Below are 18,038 nucleotides of genomic sequence, written 5' to 3'. Positions count from 1 at the left end.
ATGCCTAGGCGCGTGAAGAGGCTTGGCGTCCCGTTGACGATCTTCGCCGCTCTGGCGGTTCTCCACGCTGCGAGCGCCGCGCGGCGCGTCTCTCCAGCAGTGCCCTACAAAGCGCGGCCATTACCGCTCTCAGCCGTGCGCTTAACGGGCGGACCGCTCAAACACGCGCAGGATCTAGACGCCGCTTATCTGCTCAAACTCGAACCCGATCGGATGATGGCCTACTACCGCTTGCGCGCCGGATTGCAACCGAAAGCTCCCGGCTATGGCGGGTGGGATGGAGCTGGGCGTAATTTGACCGGACATATCGCCGGCCATTACTTGTCCGCCGTGAGTTTGATGTATGCGGCGACGGGCGATCCGCGTTTCAAAGAGCGGGCCGATTATCTCGTCGCGGAGATGAAGGAGGTTCAAGACAAACACGGCGACGGCTACCTTGGCGCGCTGGAGAACGGCAAAGAGCGTCTGCTTGCGCTGGCGCGCGGCGAGATTCGCGCCAGCTCATTCGATCTAAACGGGCTGTGGTCGCCGTGGTACGTCCTGCACAAGACGTTCGCCGGATTGCGCGACGCCTACCGTTACACGGGCAATCGCACGGCGCTAGAGGTTGAAACGAAATTCGCCGCGTGGGTGGAGAACCTCCTATCGAAATTGAACGACGAGCAGATCCAACGGATGCTCAACACCGAGTTCGGCGGGATGAACGAAGTGTTGGTCGATCTTTATGCCGACACGGGCGACCGGCGCTGGCTCGAACTTTCGCATCGCTTTGACCATCGCGCCGTGTTCGAACCTCTCGCGCGCCATGAGGATATTCTGGATGGCTTGCACGGCAACACGCAGGTGCCGAAACTTCTCGGCCATCTGGTGCGCTACGTTTATACGGGAGACCGGAAGGATTGGGAAGCGGCCAGCTTCTTTTGGGACGCCGTGGTCTTTCATCACAGCTTCGCCACCGGCGGACACGGCAAGGATGAATATTTCGGGCCACCTGATAAGTTGAGCGACCGGATAGATGGACGCACCGCCGAGACGTGCAACGTCTATAACATGCTCAAGATGACGCGCGAGCTTTTCGCCCTCAATCCCGACATCAAATACGCCGAGTTTCAAGAACGCGCGTTGTTCAATCACATCCTCGGCTCGATCGATCCGGAGGATGGAAGCACCTGTTATATGGTTCCGGTCGGGCGCGGCGTCCGGCGCGAATACCAAGACATGTTCCGCAGCTTCACCTGCTGCGTCGGCACGGGGATGGAGAATCACGCGCTGCATGGATATGGGATCTATTACGAATCGGGAGACGAGCTCTGGGTTAACCTGTATGTGCCTTCAACCGCTGAATGGCAAGCGGCCGGAGCGAAACTGACGATGGAGACCGATTTCCCCATCGGAGAATCGGCGACGCTGAAACTCGAGCTCAAAGCTCCCAAACGGTTCACGCTCGCCTTGCGTCGTCCATCGTGGGCCGGAGATGGTTTTTCGGTGAGAGTGAACGGGCAAGCGGTGCAGAAACTTTCCGGACCGGGTTCATATATCGAACTGGCGCGAACATGGAAGAATGGCGACACGGTGAGTGTGACGCTGCCCAAGAGACTCCATCTCGAACCGCTGCCCGATGATCGGCGCGTCACAGCGATCATGTGGGGGCCGCTCGTTCTCGCCGGCGATCTCGGGCCTGCGCCCGGATCTGGTCCAGTAGAAGCCGAGGCGCGGCAACCGGTGAGCGTGCCCGTCCTCGTCGCCGACCGCCCCGTGACCGAATGGCTCAAACCCGTGCCCGGCCAACCCGGTCATTTCAGGACTGACGGCGTCGGACGCCCGCGTGATGTCGAACTTGTGCCGTTCTATCAGCTCCACCGACGCATCTACTCCGCCTACTGGGATCTTCTAACGCCGGCAGAGTGGGAGCAACGGCAAGCAGAGATGGCCGCCGCGCGTGAACGGCAACGTCGGATAGAGGCAGCGACGGTCGCCTTCGTTCAACCGGGCGACGCGCAATCCGAACGCAACTTCAATCAGCAGGGCGAAGAGACGCGCCCCGTCCGCCTGATGGGACGCGCGGGCCGCAGCGCGCGTCGCTGGTTCTCCTTCGATCTGCCGATTGACCCAGCCCATCCGCTGAAACTGATCGTGACCTACCACAGCGAAGAGCGCGAGGCGCGAACTTTCGAGATTCTGGTCGATGGCGTGCGCATCGCCGAGCAGAAGATAGAGCGCTATCGCCCAGGATCGAGTTCCGGGCGCTTCTTTGACGCGGAGTATCCGATCCCAGCGGAACTGACGCAAGGCAAACAGAAGATCACCATCCGCTTTCAAGGTCTAGGCGAAAGCGGCACAGCCTCCGTTTTCGGCGTCCGTTTGGTTCGCGCCGACGCTCAACTGTAACGGATGGCGCTACGCTCATTTTGCGGCGCCGATCTCCTCTTCCAACTTTAACGCGCGGGGGAAGAGGATGTTGTTCTCGAGGTGAATATGTCGATGTAGATCGCGCTCCAACTCTTCGAGCGAACGATACAGAACGCGATAGCTCGTACAAGCATCATCCGGAGCAGCATAATCCGCGCTCAGCCGTCGCAACTTGCGCAGATCCTCTCCGGAGGAATCGTGTTCTGCGATCATCACCCGCACCGGATTACTCAAGCCGCCGAAGAGCGGTGGCAGCGAATCGCGTTCATCGGCTCTTTCCAATTTGATGATGTACGGGAATAGCACGCGCTCTTCTTTGAACATGTGCGCTTCGAGCTCCGCACACATCTGACCGAACACTTCGCGCATGGCGAGAAGTTCGGGATGCTTTTCGCCATGCGCCGCGCAGACCTTTTGGAAGAGAGGACCAAGCCGCTCCATCTCTTGTCTGGTATAAGCGTGGTGTTTGGCGACGATGTGATCAATCAGATCTGCCAATGAAACCGCCCTGAAGTCGACCGAAGGTTCATCAAGCCGTCCCGAAGCCTCTGCGAGCGACTGGACCACCTCGCGCGGATCGGCGCCGACCGCCTGACAAGCCTCACTCAAAGACTTGTCGCCACCGCAGCAGTAATCGATTTTGAACCGCTCGAAGATGTGTGTCGCATTCGGCAACTCAAGAGCTATCTCACGTACCGTTTTGGTCGGATCGATATTCATCATGATGCCCTCCTCGATCCCGAAGCATAAAGGGAGGGCGCGTTAACGCTCAGTGACCAAAGTCACCCGATCGCCGCGATGGCATACGGAGCGACCAAAACCTTTTCGTCGTTAATTTGAGATTCGCGCGATCGATAAGCCCGCGCGAGATCATCGCCGCGCGATGAGACTTCATCGTCGTTAATTTGAAATGCCCCTTTGCCTGTCGCGCGTTTGGGAATGCGCGGGTGATCTGTTCCAATCCGCCTTCGCGTAAACAAGCGAACGCTGCATATAAAGCTCTTACCCGCGACGCGAACGCCTACTATGATGCGATTGTGATGCGGCCCCGCGCGGGACCGCATACATATCCTTGCCCGCGACGCGAACGCTGCCTACGTTTCGACGTAGCGGCGGATTGTCTTTAGATCGGCGAGGATGGTTACTCGCAGTTAAGCGCAATGGCCGCGCGTCTGTGAGGCTACCCGCGGCGATTCGAATCGAGTCCGATCGCGGCGGCCAGACGACGATGTATCTTCGCCACACGCTCGACCTGTCCTTTCGCCGCGAAGCGTTCGTAAAAGCCTTCGGCGCGAAAATCGCGTTGCAGTTCGCTCCATGGGGCGAGCCTTTCAGCCCAACGCTCGACGCGCCCTTCGGCTGGTTCCTCATCCGTGCGCGCTAGGTCTGCGCACACGCGCACCATCGCTTTGAGCGTCACCGAACGAGTCACCATGTAATCATCATGTCCCCACGCCCTGCCCCACACGCGCTCCGCGGCTTTGAAGAAATCGCGCACGATCTCGTAGTAGCGTTCCGCCTCCCGTTTGCTGTTCCCGCGCGCTTCGATCTGCGCCCAATCGGCGCTCACCCAACGATGCACCTCGTTGAAGAGTTCGGCTTGCAAGATCCATTTCTCCTGCCGGCTCCGTCCACCCAAACGATTGATCCGATACCGCAGCGGGCTATCGGATTCGCGGTAGAGCCAATCGACGATCTGTGCGGCAAACCTCTTGTCGGGCGCGGCCCACGAAACGCGCTCATAAAGATCGACCAGATGGCTTTTATTGATGCGCGTCGGCGTCGAATTGATGATGACGAACATCTCGGCGGCGAAGTCATCGCTGCGCCCGTCGAAGATGACGCACGGGACATGTACGGTGCCCGCTTCTTCGGGACGTTCGCGGAAGTAGAACTCCAACGCCGCCAGGCGATGCTGACCATCGATGATCAAGTACTTTCCCTGCGGTTCTTGCAGATCGCCGACGTTCTCGAAGGCGCCGAGCGGTTCGAAACGGAGCTTCTCGTTGGTGAAGAGCAAGATCGTTCCGGGGATCGGCGGCTGCGTTACGGCGGTCTCATAGAAGTTCTTGATCGCGCGCACCTTGGCGCGAGACAGCGTTCGCTGGAAAGCTTTCTCCGAACGCTCGATGCGCGCGATGAACTGCGCGATCTCATCGCCTTCGGGAACCGCCTCAGGCGCGATCTGCTCGCCCTCACCGTAATAGCGGCTGATGAAGCGCACTTTGCGCAACAGATCCTCGGCAGGATACGCAACGAAGTAGAAGACGGCATCCTTCTGTCTAATCTGCGTCGCCAACATCGCACAATCCTCCTTCAGGACGAGAGGGTCACGAGCGCCCCTATCTTCCTACCTCAAACGGGCCGCGCTTGCCAACTCAGCCTAAGCCCTCCTGGCCCGATTATCGACTTCGACGCCAAGCCACGCTCGGGCGCGGGAAGCGAAGTTTTACCGTCGAGACGCCGGAAACGCCCCCTGACAAACAGATGGCGAGCGCAAGCGGGTTTCGTGAAGAGCTTAACGCGAGCCCGCTGTGCTGGCGACCGCTTCGAGTTTGTGCGCCGCAGCGAATGCCCGTTCGAGATCCTCTATCAAGTCGTCCACATCCTCTATGCCAACAGAGATGCGTATCAGATCAGCGGGCGGGGCGAGCTTCTCCTTCAGCGACGCGGGGACGCTGGCATGTGACATGCGACACGGGAGACTGATCGAAGAGATGACCGAACCGAAGCTGACGGCGATGGTGAACAGGCGCGTCGCCTCAACGATCCGCCGCGACAGGTCGGCATCGCCGGTCGTAAAGCTGATCACCGCACCAGCGCCGCTCGCTTGTCGCGAATGGACCTTATGCCCAGGGTGGTCTTCCAATCCCGGGTAGTAGACCCGCGCGACCAGAGTGTGCTGGGCCAAGTGTCGGGCCACTTTCTGTGCCGAAGCGTTCTGCCGTTCGACGCGCAAGGCGAGCGTCTTCATCCCGCGCAGAAGGAGCCACGATTCGAACGGGCTGAGACCAGCTCCCTCGGCGTTCTGTTGAAAGGCGATGCGCTCATAGAGCTCTTGATCGTTAGTCACTAACGCTCCCGCCGTCACATCGCTGTGACCACAGAGGAATTTGGTCGCCGAATGGATGACGACATGAGCGCCGAGCGTCAAAGGTTTTTGCAAACAGGGCGAAAGCATCGAATTATCGACGGCGAGCCAGATGCCGGCTTCATCGGCCAGCTTCGCCAACGCTTCGATGTCCGAGATGCGCATCAGCGGGTTGCTCGGCGTTTCGACCAGGATCAGCTTGACGCGATCGGTCAGCGCGCGACGGACGGCCTCCGGATCGGTCGTGTCCACATAATGGACCTTAATCCCGTGACGCGGCAGAATGCGTTCGAGCAAGCGCACGGTCCCGCCATAAAGATCATCGCCGGCGATGATCTCATCCCCGCTATTTAACAGGCGCACGAGCGCGGTGATGGCCGCCATGCCGCTGGCGAAGGCCGAAGCGTATCTTCCCTCCTCTAACGCGGCCAGCTGCCGTTCGAGCAACGTGCGCGTCGGGTTAGCCGTGCGCGTGTAATCGTATTCGCCGAACTCGAGCGCCGTCGGTTGACGAAAAGTCGCCGTCTGATAGATCGGCGGCGCGATCGCTCCGTAACGGTCTTCATCCGCGTCGAGATGCACGCAGCGCGTGGCGATCTTCATGCGATGCACTCCTCCACTTCCTCATTCGATGACACTTGCTGAGCGGCCCACCGAATATCGAACAAATCCGCCAAGACCGATTCCGTCGTCGGCCACCGCCCAGCCCCCTTACCGGCGATCAGAAGCGGCGCTCCCGCCTCCGGCTCGATGAGCAACCGATTTTCGATCCCGGCGGTCGAAGCCAGCGGGTGCGACTGGGGAAGATGCTGCGGACGGACGCGCGCGTTGACTCCATCCGCCGTGCGCTCGCAAGAGGCGACGAGGCGGATCATCTTCCCTTCCGCGCGCGCTCGCGCGATCTCCGCCGCATCTATCCGGGTGATCCCTTCCCGCTCGATCTCATCCAGAGAGAGATTCACGCCGAATGCGGCGCGAGCAAGGAGCACGATCTTCTGCGCCGCGTCCGTCCCGTCGAGATCCAAACTCGGATCGGCTTCGGCATATCCCTCTTCCTGTGCCGCCCTGACCGCCTCATCCCAACTCATGCCAGAAGCGAGCTGATCGAGGATGAAGTTGGTCGTGCCATTGAGGACCCCGGACAAAGACCGAATCGGCCCAGCCGCGCGCGCACGCGCGACCGCTTCGAGCGCCGGCAAAGCCCCGCCGACGGCGGCGCTGTAAGCGAGCCGCACGCCATTTTCAGCCGCGAGCGCGATCAAATGCTCGCCCTTCGCCGCGATCAAAGCCTTATTGGCCGTCACGACATGCCTTCGCGCGCGCAGCGCCCGTTCGACCAAAGTCGCAGCGGGCTCCAACCCGCCCATCAATTCGACGACTACATCGCATGGCTTATCGATCAAGGCTTCTGGATCTTGAACGATCAACCCTTCAGGGACTCCGACCGAAAGCGCGCGTTCGCGGTTCCGAACCGATACGCCAATGACCTCAAACTGCCCGGCGAGAGCGGCGAGGCGGCTGTAGACCCCACCGCCCACCGTCCCGCAACCGAGCAAAGCGATGCGCACTGGCATCGCCGGCGTCCGCTCCGTCGCGTACTCGTCCGGCCCGGCGCCGATTTCTGTCCAAACGGTCGCCCATGGCGCAGCGATGATGAACGAGAACCGATGCGCGGCGGCGAAATCCAATGCCTTCGGTTGGATGATCCCGCCCCCGACCCTCTTGGCCGTTTCCCAAGTCGCCCGCGCGAACCTTCTTGGCTGTCCCCACGAAACGGCTGCGGGATCTGCCGTGTAAAGACCATCCACGTTTTTGAAGAGGATGCAGCGCGCGCCCAGTCTCTGCGCGAGGAAAACGGCAGTAAAATCCGAACCTCCGCGCCCGAGCAATGTCGTCTCGCCATGTTCGCCGCGCCCGACAAACCCAGGGAGCACCACGACGCCTTGTTGGAGCTCCGCGCGCAAACGCTCCAGATCGACGGCGACCAACTCGGCATCGAGCCGATCGCCGCGAGTCCGCAACCCGGCTTGCGCCGGATCGAGGATGCGCGTCGGGATACCGGCGCGATCGAGCGCCAACCCCAGCAATGCGACCGTCGTCGCTTCGCCCGTCGCCAGCAGAGCGGCCAGCGCCGCTGGCTCCGGTTGCTCGCAGATCCGACTGGCGCGGCGCAGAAGCTGATCCGTCGCATCGCCCAGAGCGGAGACGACGACGATGACCTGCGCTCCGTCGCGCCACGCGCGATAGATCTCATGCACAGCGCTCGGCAGATCGTCCTCAGAGCGCAGAACGGAACTTCCGAATTTCAAAACGACCGCATGATGTTTCTCCGCCTCGATCAAAGCGCCTTCCCTCCAATCCATTCACTGACGTAAAGCTCGATCCAGATCGGCGATGATGTCTTCCGGATTCTCCAATCCGACCGACAGTCGGACCAGTCCGTCCGTGATCCCGGCAGCTTCGCGCTGATCCGATGGCACGGACCAATGAGTCATTGAAGCGGGATGGGTGACGAGCGTTTCCGCCGCGCCTAAATTTTCGGCCAACGCGCACAAACGCACGGAGTTCATCAGACGGATCCCGGCTTCAGTCCCGCCTTCGACCTCGAAGGCGATCAGCGCCCCGCCCGATTTCTGCTGTCGCCGCGCAAGCTCATACTGTGGGAAAGATTCCAACCCCGGATAGATGAGCCGCTTGATGCGCGGATGCTTTTCGAGAAAACGCGCGACGCGCAGAGCGTTCTCCGAATGGCGCTCCATGCGGAGCGGGAGCGTTTTGACGCCTTGCAACGTGAGCCACGCGGTGAACGGAGCCTGAATCGTCCCAGTCGCCGTGCGCGTATATTCGAAACGCTCGTGAAGCTCTTTGTCCCGAACGATCAACGCGCCGCCGACCGTTGCATTGTGCCCCTCGATGAACTTGGTCGTCGAATGGAGCACGATGTCGGCCCCGAACTCGAAGGGGCGTTGCAGGGCCGGTGTGAGCAGCGTGTTATCGACGACGAGCAAGGCGCCAGCCGCGTGCGCGAGGTTCGCCGCGGCTTCGATGTCGGTCAGTTTCAAAGTCGGATTGGCCGGCGTCTCAATAAAAACGAGGCGCGCCGGCTCACGCAAAGCCGCTTTCAGCGCGCCGAGATCCGAGGTATCGACGAAATCGGCGCGCACGCCGAATCGGGCGAAGAACTGCTGTAGCAATCGAACCGTTCCGCCATAGACCACCTGCGAAACGATGACGCGATCGCCCGCCTCGAGCAGAGCCAAACACAGCGCCGTCGTCGCCGCCAATCCCGTCGCGTAACATGTGGCGTAGGGCGCGCCCTCAAGCGCGGCAAGCCTCCGCTCGAGCGCCGCGACGGTCGGATTGCCGGCCCGGCTGTAGGTGAACCCCTTGTGGACGCCGACGGCCTCTTGTCTGTAGGTGGTGGTCTGATAGATCGGTGGCAGCAACGCGCCGGTCACCGGATCGGGCGATGCTCCAGCATGAAGCGCGAGCGTCTCGAAATGGACGAACTCTTCCGTCCCGAGCGTCGATTCGCTACAACAGATCGGTTGTTCGGTCTGTTCGGTCGTATTTGCCATCACAGCCTCCTGAGTCCGAGTCTGCGTGGCGACTTAAAGGCGGGAACGTCGAAGAGCGTCTGCGTGGGATAATGAAAAACCCCGCGCCAAAGAGGCGCGGGGTTCTCTTCAAATCTTAGCTCGAGAATCCGAGCGGCTCTTTAGCAGTTTTTTACGTGGAGCAAGTCGCCCTAAATCGCCACGATTCAGCTTTCAAAAAACTGAACGAAGCTGCGTTTATCGCATAATCCGCGCGGCCATGTCAAGGCAGCAGCGGCCCTTTCTGCTCCTCACTGTCGTTCAAAGAACTGGTCCATCGTCCGTCAGGTGGAACGCATCCGTCACCGCGCCCCGGCTGCTCGATGAGACGAGCCGCGCATACTTGGCCAACACGCCGCGCGTGTAACGCGGCGCTGGCGGTCGCCAACGAGCGCGGCGACGCTGTAGCTCCTCTTCGGAGACATTGAGCTGCAACAAACGCTTTTCGGCATCGATCGTGATCGAATCGCCTTCTTCGACCAGCGCGATCTCGCCGCCGACAGCGGCTTCCGGCGCGACGTGTCCGACGACCATGCCGTAGGTGCCGCCAGAAAAACGCCCGTCAGTGATGAGTCCGACCGAATCGCCCAACCCGGCACCGATGATCGCTGAAGTGGGCGCGAGCATCTCACGCATGCCGGGGCCGCCTTTCGGCCCTTCGTAGCGGATGACGATGACATCGCCAGCCCGGATCTGGCCCGAAAGGATCGCCTTCAGACACTCTTCCTCGGAGTCGAAGACGCGCGCCGGGCCGGTGATCTTCTTCTGCTTGATGCCTGAGATCTTCGCCACCGCCCCCTCGCGCGCTAAATTGCCGCGCAAGATAGCCAGGTGTCCGCTCTCGTAGATGGGATCCGACCAGGGACGGATGACATCTTGATCGCGGCGCGGTTCGGCGGGCACGTCCTTCAAGACTTCGGCGATGGTCTTCCCCGTGATGGTGAGAGCATCGCCATGTAGAACGCCGTGCGCGAGCAAGATCTTCATCACCTGCGGGATGCCGCCGGCGCGATGCAGATCCGTCGCCACATAACGGCCCGAAGGCTTCAAATCGCACAAGACGGGGACGCGCGCGCGGATCGCCTCGAAATCATCGAGCGTAAGCGGCACTTCAGCCGCATGGGCGATCGCCAACAGATGGAGCACGGCATTGGTCGAACCGCCCGTAGCCATCACGACGGCGATCGCGTTCTCGAAGGCTTTGCGCGTCAAGATCTGCCGCGGCAGAAGCTGCTGACGCACGGCCTCGGCCAAAACCCGCCCCGATTCTGCCGCGCTTTCAGCCTTCTCCTCGTCTTCCGCCGCCATCGTTGACGAATAAGGCAGACTCAACCCCATCGCCTCGATCGCGGCGGACATCGTGTTGGCCGTGTACATGCCGCCGCAAGAGCCCGCTCCCGGACAGGCGCGCCGCTCGATCTCGAGCAACTCGGCCGCATCGATCTTTCGCGCGCCATACTGGCCCACCGCCTCGAACGCGCTCACGATCGTCAGATCTTGCCCTTTGTAATGTCCGGCCTTGATCGTCCCGCCGTAGACGAAGATCGACGGGATATTCAAACGGGCGATAGCGATCATCGCGCCGGGCATGTTCTTGTCACAGCCGCCGATGGCCAGAAGACCATCCATCATCTGCGCTTGACAGACGGTCTCGATCGAATCGGCGATCACCTCGCGCGAGACGAGGCTATATTTCATCCCTTCGGTCCCCATCGAGATGCCGTCGCTGACGGTGATCGTGCCGAAGATCTGCGGCATCGTTCCGGCCTCACGCAGCGCCGCAAGAGCGCGTTCGGCCAGAGCGTTCAAGCCCATATTGCACGGCGTAATGGTGCTATAACAGCTCGCGACGCCAACGATCGGCTTAGCGAAATCCTCATCGCCGAAGCCAACTGCGCGCAACATGGCCCGGTTCGGCGTTCGCTCGATGCCCTCGGTGATGATCCTGCTTCTCAATTTCCCGGACATAAAAGTTAAGGGGGGCCGCATTCAGTTCTGCGTGCGATCGACCAAGCGATCCTTCGCCAGCCACGGCATCATCTCGCGAAGGCTCGCTCCAACCCGCTCTATCAAGTGCTCCTGCGTTTCGCGCTCCAACTGACGAAAACGAGGCTTGCCTTGTCGATGCTCCTTCATCCACTCCTGCGCAAACGCGCCCGACTGGATCTCGGCCAAAACGCCCTTCATCCGCCGCTTGGTCTCATCGTTGATGATCACAGGACCGCGCGTCATATCGCCATACTGTGCGGTGTTGGAGACCGAGTAGCGCATCTCGGAGATGCCGCCCTCGTAAAGCAGATCGACGATCAGCTTCATCTCGTGCAGGCACTCAAAATAGGCCATCTCAGGCGAATAACCGGCTTCGACCAACGTCTCGAAACCGGCTTTGATGAGCGAGGTCAAACCGCCGCAGAGCACCGCCTGCTCGCCAAACAGATCCGTCTCCGTCTCCTCGCGAAAGGTCGTCTCGAGTATTCCGGCACGCCCGCCGCCGATGGCCGAAGCGTAGGCAAGCGCGATCTGCTTAGTTTCGCCAGTCGGATCCTGCTGCACGGCCAACAAGCAAGGCACCCCTGCGCCCCGCGTATACTCGCGACGCACCAGATGCCCCGGCCCCTTCGGCGCGACCATGAAGACGCCGACCTCCTGAGGCGGCTTGATGAACCCATAGTGGATGCTGAATCCGTGCGAGAAACCGAGATACTTGCCCGCACGCATGCTGGCGGCGATCTCGCGCTCGTAGACTTCGGGCGCAACCTCGTCGGGGACGAGCATCATGACGATATCGGCCTGCGCCGCCGCTTCGGCGATCGGCAAGACGCGCAAACCCGCCTTCTCCGCTTTGGCGCGCGACGGGCTATCGGGTCGCAGCCCGATCGTCACGTCGCACCCCGAATCGCGCAGGTTGTTCGATTGTCCGAAGCCCTGGCTGCCATATCCGATGATGGCGATGCGCTTCCCTTTCAAAAGATCTGGATTCGCATCTCGATCGTAGTAGATCTTCATCTCTTTAAGCCCTTTCTTTAATGAAACTCCGCCGCTAATCTCGCCTCAACCGGAAGCGCTAGAGCCGACCGCCTCGACCGTTCCGGTGAGCCTCTCGACGGCAACGGCCCCACTTCGCACGATGTCAAGAACCCCTAACGGACGCAGCGCCTCGATGAAGGTCGCAAGCTCTTCGCGCTTCCCCGAAAATTCAACGATCGCCCGGTCGCCGGAAATATCAACGAGCTTCGCGCCGAAGACCGACACGAGCTGCAACAGCTCTTGCCGCTGCCCGCCGGAAGCGGCGTTGACCGTGATCAACGCCATCTGCCGCTCGATGTGCGAATCTTCCGTGACGTTCTGCACCTCGCGCACGCGCACGAGCCTCGCGCACTGCTTGGCGATCTGCTCGACCACGCGCGGATCGCCATGGGTCACGACCGTTACGCGCGACCACTGCGGATCGAAAGTCTGCGCGACGGAGAGCGCTTCGATATTGAACCCGCGGGCGCTGAAAAGGCCCACGATGCGCGAAAGCTCACCCGGTTGATCGGCTACGACGATTGAGAGCGTATGCCGCATTCGAGTCACCATCGATCTGGCGATTGACTTGAGATGATCATGTCGCGCGAACTCGCGCCAGCCGGGACGATCGGGTAGACGTTCTCCTCCTTTGAAACCTGCACATCAACCACCGCCACGCCATCATAAGCGAGCGCCGCGGCTAACACATCGCTCAACTCATCGGGATGCGTCGCCCGAAAACCGCCCGCCCCATAAGCCTCCGCCAATTTGACGAAATCGGGCGCAACTGAGAGGTCAACCTCTGAATAGGTCCGATCATAAAAGAGCTCCTGCCACTGACGCACCATGCCCAGATACTTGTTGTTCATGATAATGATCTTGACGGGCACGCCATATTGCACGGCGGTCGCAAGCTCCTGGTTGGTCATCTGAAACCCGCCATCGCCCACGACGGCGACGACCTGACGATCCGGATGCGCGATCTTCGCCCCGATCGCCGCCGGAACGCCAAAGCCCATCGTCCCCAACCCCCCGCTCGTGATCAACTGTCGGGGGTATGAGAACGGATAGTACTGCGCCGTCCACATCTGATGCTGTCCGACGTCAGTGCTGATGATCGCTTCGCCGCGGGTCAGTCGCCCTAGCTCATGGACGACCATCTGCGGCTTGATCTGATCGCCCGAACGCTCGAAGCTGAGCGGATACTGGCGTTGCCAAGCGCGTATGCGCTCCCACCAGCGAACTCGTCGTTCAATCCCGGTCGCGATCCGCTCCCGACCGTGCGCGCGAATCCGCTCCAACAATGCCGTGAGCGCCTCACGCGCATCGCCGACGATCGCCACATCCGGCGCGACGTTCTTGCCGACGCTGGCCGGATCGATGTCGAAATGGATGATGCGCGCGTGCGGCGCGAAGGTCGAAAGCTTCCCCGTCACCCGATCATCGAACCGCGCGCCGACGGCGATCAGCAGATCGCTCTCCGCAACGGCCATGTTCGCAGCATACGTCCCGTGCATGCCGAGCATCCCGAGACAGAGCGGATGGCTCGAAGGGAAAGCGCCTAGGCCCATCAACGTCGGCGTGACTGGCAACTGCAACTCCTCGGCGATCGCGCGCAGCTCATCCGCCGCGCCCGAGTTGATCACTCCGCCGCCGACGTAAAGCACGGGCCGTTCGGCGCCGATCATCGCCTCGGCTGCGGCTGCGATCGCCCGCGCGTCGGGAGTCGGCAACCTCTTCCGCCGCAAATAATCGACATGATCCAAACGCGAGTACGAACAACGCGCCGCGGAAACATCTTTCGGAAGATCGATCACCACCGGTCCAGGACGCCCCGACCGCGCCAAATAGAAGGCCTCATGCACGACCGCCGCCAGTTCATTGACATCGCGAACTAAATAGTTGTGCTTGACGCAAGGGCGCGTGATCCCAACCGTGTCTATCTCCTGAAAAGCGTCGGTGCCGATGAGCGCCGTCGGAACTTGACCGGTGATGACGACAAGCGGGGTCGAATCCATGTAGGCGTTGGCGATGCCCGTCACGGCATTGGTCGCTCCCGGCCCAGAAGTCACGAGCGCGACGCCGACGCGCCCAGAGGCCCGGGCATACCCTTCGGCCATGTGCACCGCCCCCTGCTCGTGACGCACGAGGTAGTGCTTTATCGCATGGCGCACGCGCCATAACTCGTCGTAGATATGAAGGACGGCTCCGCCCGGATAACCGAAGATGGCCTCGACGCCCTCGCGCAAAAGGGCTTCGATCAGCACTTCCGCCCCGCGCGGCAGAATCTGTAACTGCTCATCCAGCGTCGAGATCTCCATCCCGCCCAAACGATGGCTGGTCTCGGTCAGCGTGCTAATGCTTGCCTCTTTGCCCATATCGGAGCTTCCTAAATCTCCTGGAACTACTGCGCCCCCAACTTGCGCTTACCGCCTCGATGCTCGCGACAGACCACTCCCCTTCAAGACGAACCCCAATTTACACTCACTCCATCCTATCTGTAAAATTTATTATTTTTAGTTTTTTATAAACCTACTCCGCAAGCAGCCTCCCGCGCGACAGACGATCGGGTTTCGGTTACACTGAAACCCGCGATTCGATCAATCAAGGAGGGGACATTCGTGGCTTCGCTACTTGCCCTTTTAGAGCTAGCCAGCGGATATCAATGCGCCAAGACGCTCTTCGCGCTAGTCGAATCCGATCTTCCGACGCTTTTGGCGCAGGAGCCGCTTTCCGTCGAACAGATCGCGCGCCAACTGCGGATTCATCCGGTCGCGGCTGACCGTTTTCTCAACGCCTGCGTCGCCCTCGGGCTGCTCGAACGCTGCGGCGACCGCTTCCGCAACGCGCCGGTGACGGATCGTTTTCTCGTCAGAGGCAAAGCGAGCTATCTTGGCGATTACTTCATGAAACATGACCGGCAATCCTTCCCGCGCTGGGCCGAACTGATGAACAATCTTCGCGCGTGGCGCCCTGGGACGAACGCCACATCGCTCCCCGCCGACGAGGAGGCTTCGGCGCGCGCGCAACACAACATGGCTTTGATCGTCGGAGAAGCTTTAGGCCGCGCGTTCGATTTTTCGGCCCACCGCCGTTTACTCGATCTCGGGGGCGGAACCGGAGCCATGTCGATCAGCCTCTGCCGCGCGTACGATAGATTGCGGGCGATGGTCTTCGATCTACCACCTGTGATCGCTCTCGCACGTCGGATGATTCGTCAAGCTGGCCTCACTAAACGCATCGAAACGCGCGCCGGCGATTTCAAAAATGAGAAGTTACCCGAAGGGTTCGACGTCATCCTGCTCGCCAATCTGCTCTCGACAGCGAGCGAAAAGACCAATCGCCGGCTCTTTCGCCGACTCTACGCCTCGCTGCCTGCCAACGGCTGTCTGATCATCAGCGGCTGGATTCTGGATGATACGCGGACGAGCCCGCTTCTTTCAGTCCTCTTCTGCCTCGAGGACATTTGCTGGCGTGCGCCGGATGTCGAACGCGCCGCAACCACCTATCGCGCGTGGTTGAGCGACGCTGGGTTTACGCAGATCACACACCAGACCTACTGCCCGCCGACCAGCATGATCGTGGCACGCAAAACGGTCTGAAAAAAACTCTTGCTGTCGGAGGCGAATTTGTTGCATCATCTCTGGAGATATATAGATGCGCTTAACGGGATTAATTCTACTTATTGTGAAGCTCGTCGGATAGGATGACGCTATGGAGTTGACACAATTAGAGTTCTTCCTGAAGGTCGTGGAGGAGAAGAGCTTCTCTAGAGCGGCGGACCGCGTCTTTCGCACCCAGCCCGCCGTCAGCATCGCCATCCGCCGTCTCGAAGAGGAGGTTGGCGCTCCGCTCTTCGACCGTTCGCAGAAAACCCCGACGCTCACTGAAGCCGGTCAGGTCTTCTACGATTACGCGCGCCGCATCGTCGCCATGCGCGATCAAGCGCGCGAAGCCGTCGCCGAGCTGCGCAACCTACAGCGCGGGCGCGTCCGGATCGGCGCCAACGAAAGCACCTCGCTCTATCTCCTGCCGCAGGTGATCCTCAACTATCGCAAGAAGTATCCGAACGTCAAAGTCGAGGTCTACCGCGAGGTTTCCGAGAAACTGCCGCGCGAAGTTCTAGAGCGAAACTTCGATCTCGCGCTCATGGCTTTCGAACCGACCGATCCCGAACTGGAGAAGTTTCCGGTCCTTAAAGACGAGCTGATCCTCATCCTCTATCCGGACCATCCGTTCGCCCAACGCGAATTCGTCACGATCAAAGAGCTCGGTCAAGAATCCTTCATCGCCCACAACGTGCGCACCGCATCCCGCACGAAGGTCATCGAAACCTTCGCCCGACACAACACGCCGCTCAACATCACGCTCGAGCTGGCTACGGTCGAAACGATCAAACGCTTCGTTCAATTGAAGATCGGGCTCGCTTTTGTGCCGCGCATGTGCGTCCGCGAGGAACTCGAACGGGGCACGCTCCGCACAGTGCCGGTGCGCGGCCTCTCCTATCAACGAACGCTCTGGGCCGCCCACCGTCGCAACGCTGCGCTGTCACACGCCGCCTTGGCCTTCATCGATGTCCTGCGCCACCACGCGCGCTCGTAAAACCGGGCGTCAAAAAGGAATAACTGTCGATTATACAAATATAAAAATTATAACTTTGACTTAACAACCGCATCTCGCTAGCATGATAGCTCCTTTGTGCGCGAAAGGAGGTCTTTGTGACGACGCGAATCACCGTTTTCGACACGACGCTACGCGATGGCGAACAGGCTCCCGGCTGTTCGATGACGATCGAGGAGAAGGTGCGTTTCGCCGAGCAGTTAGAGGAACTCGGCGTTGATATCATCGAAGCTGGCTTTCCGGTCGCCTCGGAAGGTGATTATGCGGCTGTCAATGCCGTTGCCGAGCGTTGTCGTCGCGTCACGGTGGCAGCTTTGTGTCGGACGACGGAGCAAGACATCATCTGCGCCGCAGAGGCCTTGAAGCGCGCTAGCCGTCCACGTCTTCACGTCTTTTTGGCCACTTCCGATATCCACCTTGAGTACAAACTCAAGAAGAGCCGGGCCGAAGTGCTCGAGATGGCCCAGCGGGGCGTCAGGCTCGCCCGCGCGCTCGTCGAAGAGGTCGAGTTCTCGGCGGAAGATGCGACGCGCAGCGATGTGAACTTCCTCTGCGAAGTTTTAGAAGCGGCGATCAGCGAAGGCGCTTCGATCATCAACATCCCGGACACGGTCGGCTACGCGCTGCCGAGCGAGTACGGCGAACTGATCAGAACGGTGCGCGAACGAGTTGCGCGTCACCACCCGCACATCACGATCAGCGCGCACTGTCATAACGATCTCGGGCTCGCCGTCGCCAATAGCCTAGCGGCCATCGAAGCCGGAGCGCGGCAAGTCGAGTGTACGATTAACGGGATCGGCGAGCGGGCCGGGAACGCCGCGCTGGAAGAGGTCGTGATGGCCTTTGCCGTGCGGGCCGATCGTCTGCCTTTCACGACAGGCATCAAGACACAGCGGCTTTATCCGACCAGCCAACTGTTGAGCGAGATCCTCGGGTTTTCCGTACAACCGAACAAAGCGATCGTCGGGCGTAACGCCTTCGCGCACGAAGCCGGAATCCATCAGCACGGCGTGCTCAGCAACCCGCTCTGTTATGAGATCATGACGCCGGAGTCGGTCGGAGCGCCAGCCGAAAGGATCGTCCTCGGCAAGCATTCGGGTCGCCACGCGCTGGCGAAGCGGTATGCCGAACTCGGCTATGAGCTCTCGCCGGCGGAACTGGATGCCGTCTACAGGCGCTTTACGCGGTTAGCGGATCGCAAGAAGCGGATCTACGATCAAGATCTCATCGCGCTACTTCAGGCGAAACCAAGCGCGCCAGCGACCGAGAAGGTCAATTCGCCGGTGCCGCAGTGGAGTGGCGCTTGAAGCAGG

General features: G+C 60.6%; 13 protein-coding genes. 4 read left to right on the top strand and 9 right to left on the bottom strand.

The annotated features are described in order from the left end of the window. Entirely contained in the window at window positions 1–2,388 is a 2,388-nt protein-coding gene (locus PYK22_RS00425; RefSeq protein ID WP_060635165.1) for a glycoside hydrolase family 127 protein, read from the top strand. A gap of 15 nt (window positions 2,389–2,403) precedes the next feature. Here the strand turns inward: PYK22_RS00425 and ric are convergent, their stop codons facing one another. The 9 genes from ric to ilvB all read right to left on the bottom strand — a co-directional run bounded on the left by ric (window position 2,404) and on the right by ilvB (window position 14,426). Continuing rightward, complete coding sequence (gene ric, locus PYK22_RS00420) at window positions 2,404–3,129, bottom strand: iron-sulfur cluster repair di-iron protein (protein WP_041973540.1); 726 nt, start codon at window positions 3,127–3,129, stop codon at window positions 2,404–2,406. Between the two features lie 460 nt (window positions 3,130–3,589). Further along, the gene (locus PYK22_RS00410; RefSeq protein ID WP_041973102.1) at window positions 3,590–4,711 is read right to left on the bottom strand and encodes a DGQHR domain-containing protein; all 1,122 of its coding nucleotides are present in this window, start codon (window positions 4,709–4,711) and stop codon (window positions 3,590–3,592) included. A gap of 216 nt (window positions 4,712–4,927) precedes the next feature. After that, the gene (locus PYK22_RS00405; RefSeq protein WP_041973101.1) at window positions 4,928–6,103 is read right to left on the bottom strand and encodes a cystathionine beta-lyase; all 1,176 of its coding nucleotides are present in this window, start codon (window positions 6,101–6,103) and stop codon (window positions 4,928–4,930) included. Continuing rightward, complete coding sequence (locus tag PYK22_RS00400) at window positions 6,100–7,863, bottom strand: homoserine dehydrogenase (RefSeq protein ID WP_041973100.1); 1,764 nt, start codon at window positions 7,861–7,863, stop codon at window positions 6,100–6,102. The genes PYK22_RS00405 and PYK22_RS00400 overlap by 4 nt, the downstream gene beginning before the upstream one ends. Continuing rightward, window positions 7,864–9,078 (bottom strand): trans-sulfuration enzyme family protein, encoded by a 1,215-nt coding sequence (locus PYK22_RS00395; RefSeq protein WP_083437470.1) that lies wholly within the window; start codon window positions 9,076–9,078, stop codon window positions 7,864–7,866. Between the two features lie 279 nt (window positions 9,079–9,357). Continuing rightward, window positions 9,358–11,064, bottom strand: a complete 1,707-nt coding sequence (gene ilvD, locus PYK22_RS00390; RefSeq protein ID WP_041973098.1) for a dihydroxy-acid dehydratase — start codon at window positions 11,062–11,064, stop codon at window positions 9,358–9,360. Between the two features lie 21 nt (window positions 11,065–11,085). Next, window positions 11,086–12,102 (bottom strand): ketol-acid reductoisomerase, encoded by a 1,017-nt coding sequence (ilvC, locus tag PYK22_RS00385; RefSeq protein WP_041973095.1) that lies wholly within the window; start codon window positions 12,100–12,102, stop codon window positions 11,086–11,088. A 45-nt stretch (window positions 12,103–12,147) separates the two neighbouring features. Next, entirely contained in the window at window positions 12,148–12,663 is a 516-nt protein-coding gene (gene ilvN, locus PYK22_RS00380; RefSeq protein WP_041973091.1) for an acetolactate synthase small subunit, read from the bottom strand. A 5-nt stretch (window positions 12,664–12,668) separates the two neighbouring features. Then, window positions 12,669–14,426, bottom strand: a complete 1,758-nt coding sequence (gene ilvB / locus PYK22_RS00375) for a biosynthetic-type acetolactate synthase large subunit (protein WP_041973536.1) — start codon at window positions 14,424–14,426, stop codon at window positions 12,669–12,671. A gap of 300 nt (window positions 14,427–14,726) precedes the next feature. Between ilvB and PYK22_RS00370 the strand changes: the two genes are divergently transcribed. From PYK22_RS00370 to PYK22_RS00360, 3 genes are all read left to right on the top strand, one after another. Next, window positions 14,727–15,707 (top strand): methyltransferase, encoded by a 981-nt coding sequence (locus tag PYK22_RS00370; RefSeq protein WP_060635163.1) that lies wholly within the window; start codon window positions 14,727–14,729, stop codon window positions 15,705–15,707. A 112-nt stretch (window positions 15,708–15,819) separates the two neighbouring features. Continuing rightward, window positions 15,820–16,707, top strand: coding sequence for a LysR family transcriptional regulator (locus PYK22_RS00365; protein WP_041973088.1), 888 nt, complete (start codon window positions 15,820–15,822; stop codon window positions 16,705–16,707). A gap of 116 nt (window positions 16,708–16,823) precedes the next feature. Next, on the top strand, window positions 16,824–18,032 hold the full coding sequence (locus tag PYK22_RS00360; RefSeq protein WP_060635162.1) for a 2-isopropylmalate synthase: 1,209 nt from the start codon (window positions 16,824–16,826) through the stop codon (window positions 18,030–18,032). Window positions 18,033–18,038 lie beyond the last annotated feature (6 nt).

This window comes from Pyrinomonas methylaliphatogenes, assembly GCF_000820845.2.
Lineage (GTDB): Bacteria > Acidobacteriota > Blastocatellia > Pyrinomonadales > Pyrinomonadaceae > Pyrinomonas > Pyrinomonas methylaliphatogenes.
The sequence above is the reverse complement of the archived record's forward strand: the minus strand, read 5'-3'. Positions and strand labels throughout refer to the sequence as shown.

Bases quoted from the DNA above. Each gene is read 5' to 3' on its own strand.
- PYK22_RS00395 (WP_083437470.1), bottom strand. From the start codon at position 9,078: ATGGCAAATACGACCGAACAGACCGAACAACCGATCTGTTGTAGCGAA.
- ric (WP_041973540.1), bottom strand. From the start codon at position 3,129: ATGAATATCGATCCGACCAAAACGGTACGTGAGATAGCTCTTGAGTTG.
- ilvC (WP_041973095.1), bottom strand. From the start codon at position 12,102: ATGAAGATCTACTACGATCGAGATGCGAATCCAGATCTTTTGAAAGGG.
- ilvB (WP_041973536.1), bottom strand. From the start codon at position 14,426: ATGGAGATCTCGACGCTGGATGAGCAGTTACAGATTCTGCCGCGCGGG.
- ilvD (WP_041973098.1), bottom strand. From the start codon at position 11,064: ATGTCCGGGAAATTGAGAAGCAGGATCATCACCGAGGGCATCGAGCGA.
- ilvN (WP_041973091.1), bottom strand. From the start codon at position 12,663: ATGCGGCATACGCTCTCAATCGTCGTAGCCGATCAACCGGGTGAGCTT.
- PYK22_RS00425 (WP_060635165.1), top strand. From the start codon at position 1: ATGCCTAGGCGCGTGAAGAGGCTTGGCGTCCCGTTGACGATCTTCGCC.
- PYK22_RS00405 (WP_041973101.1), bottom strand. From the start codon at position 6,103: ATGAAGATCGCCACGCGCTGCGTGCATCTCGACGCGGATGAAGACCGT.
- PYK22_RS00410 (WP_041973102.1), bottom strand. From the start codon at position 4,711: ATGTTGGCGACGCAGATTAGACAGAAGGATGCCGTCTTCTACTTCGTT.
- PYK22_RS00365 (WP_041973088.1), top strand. From the start codon at position 15,820: ATGGAGTTGACACAATTAGAGTTCTTCCTGAAGGTCGTGGAGGAGAAG.
- PYK22_RS00400 (WP_041973100.1), bottom strand. From the start codon at position 7,863: ATGGATTGGAGGGAAGGCGCTTTGATCGAGGCGGAGAAACATCATGCG.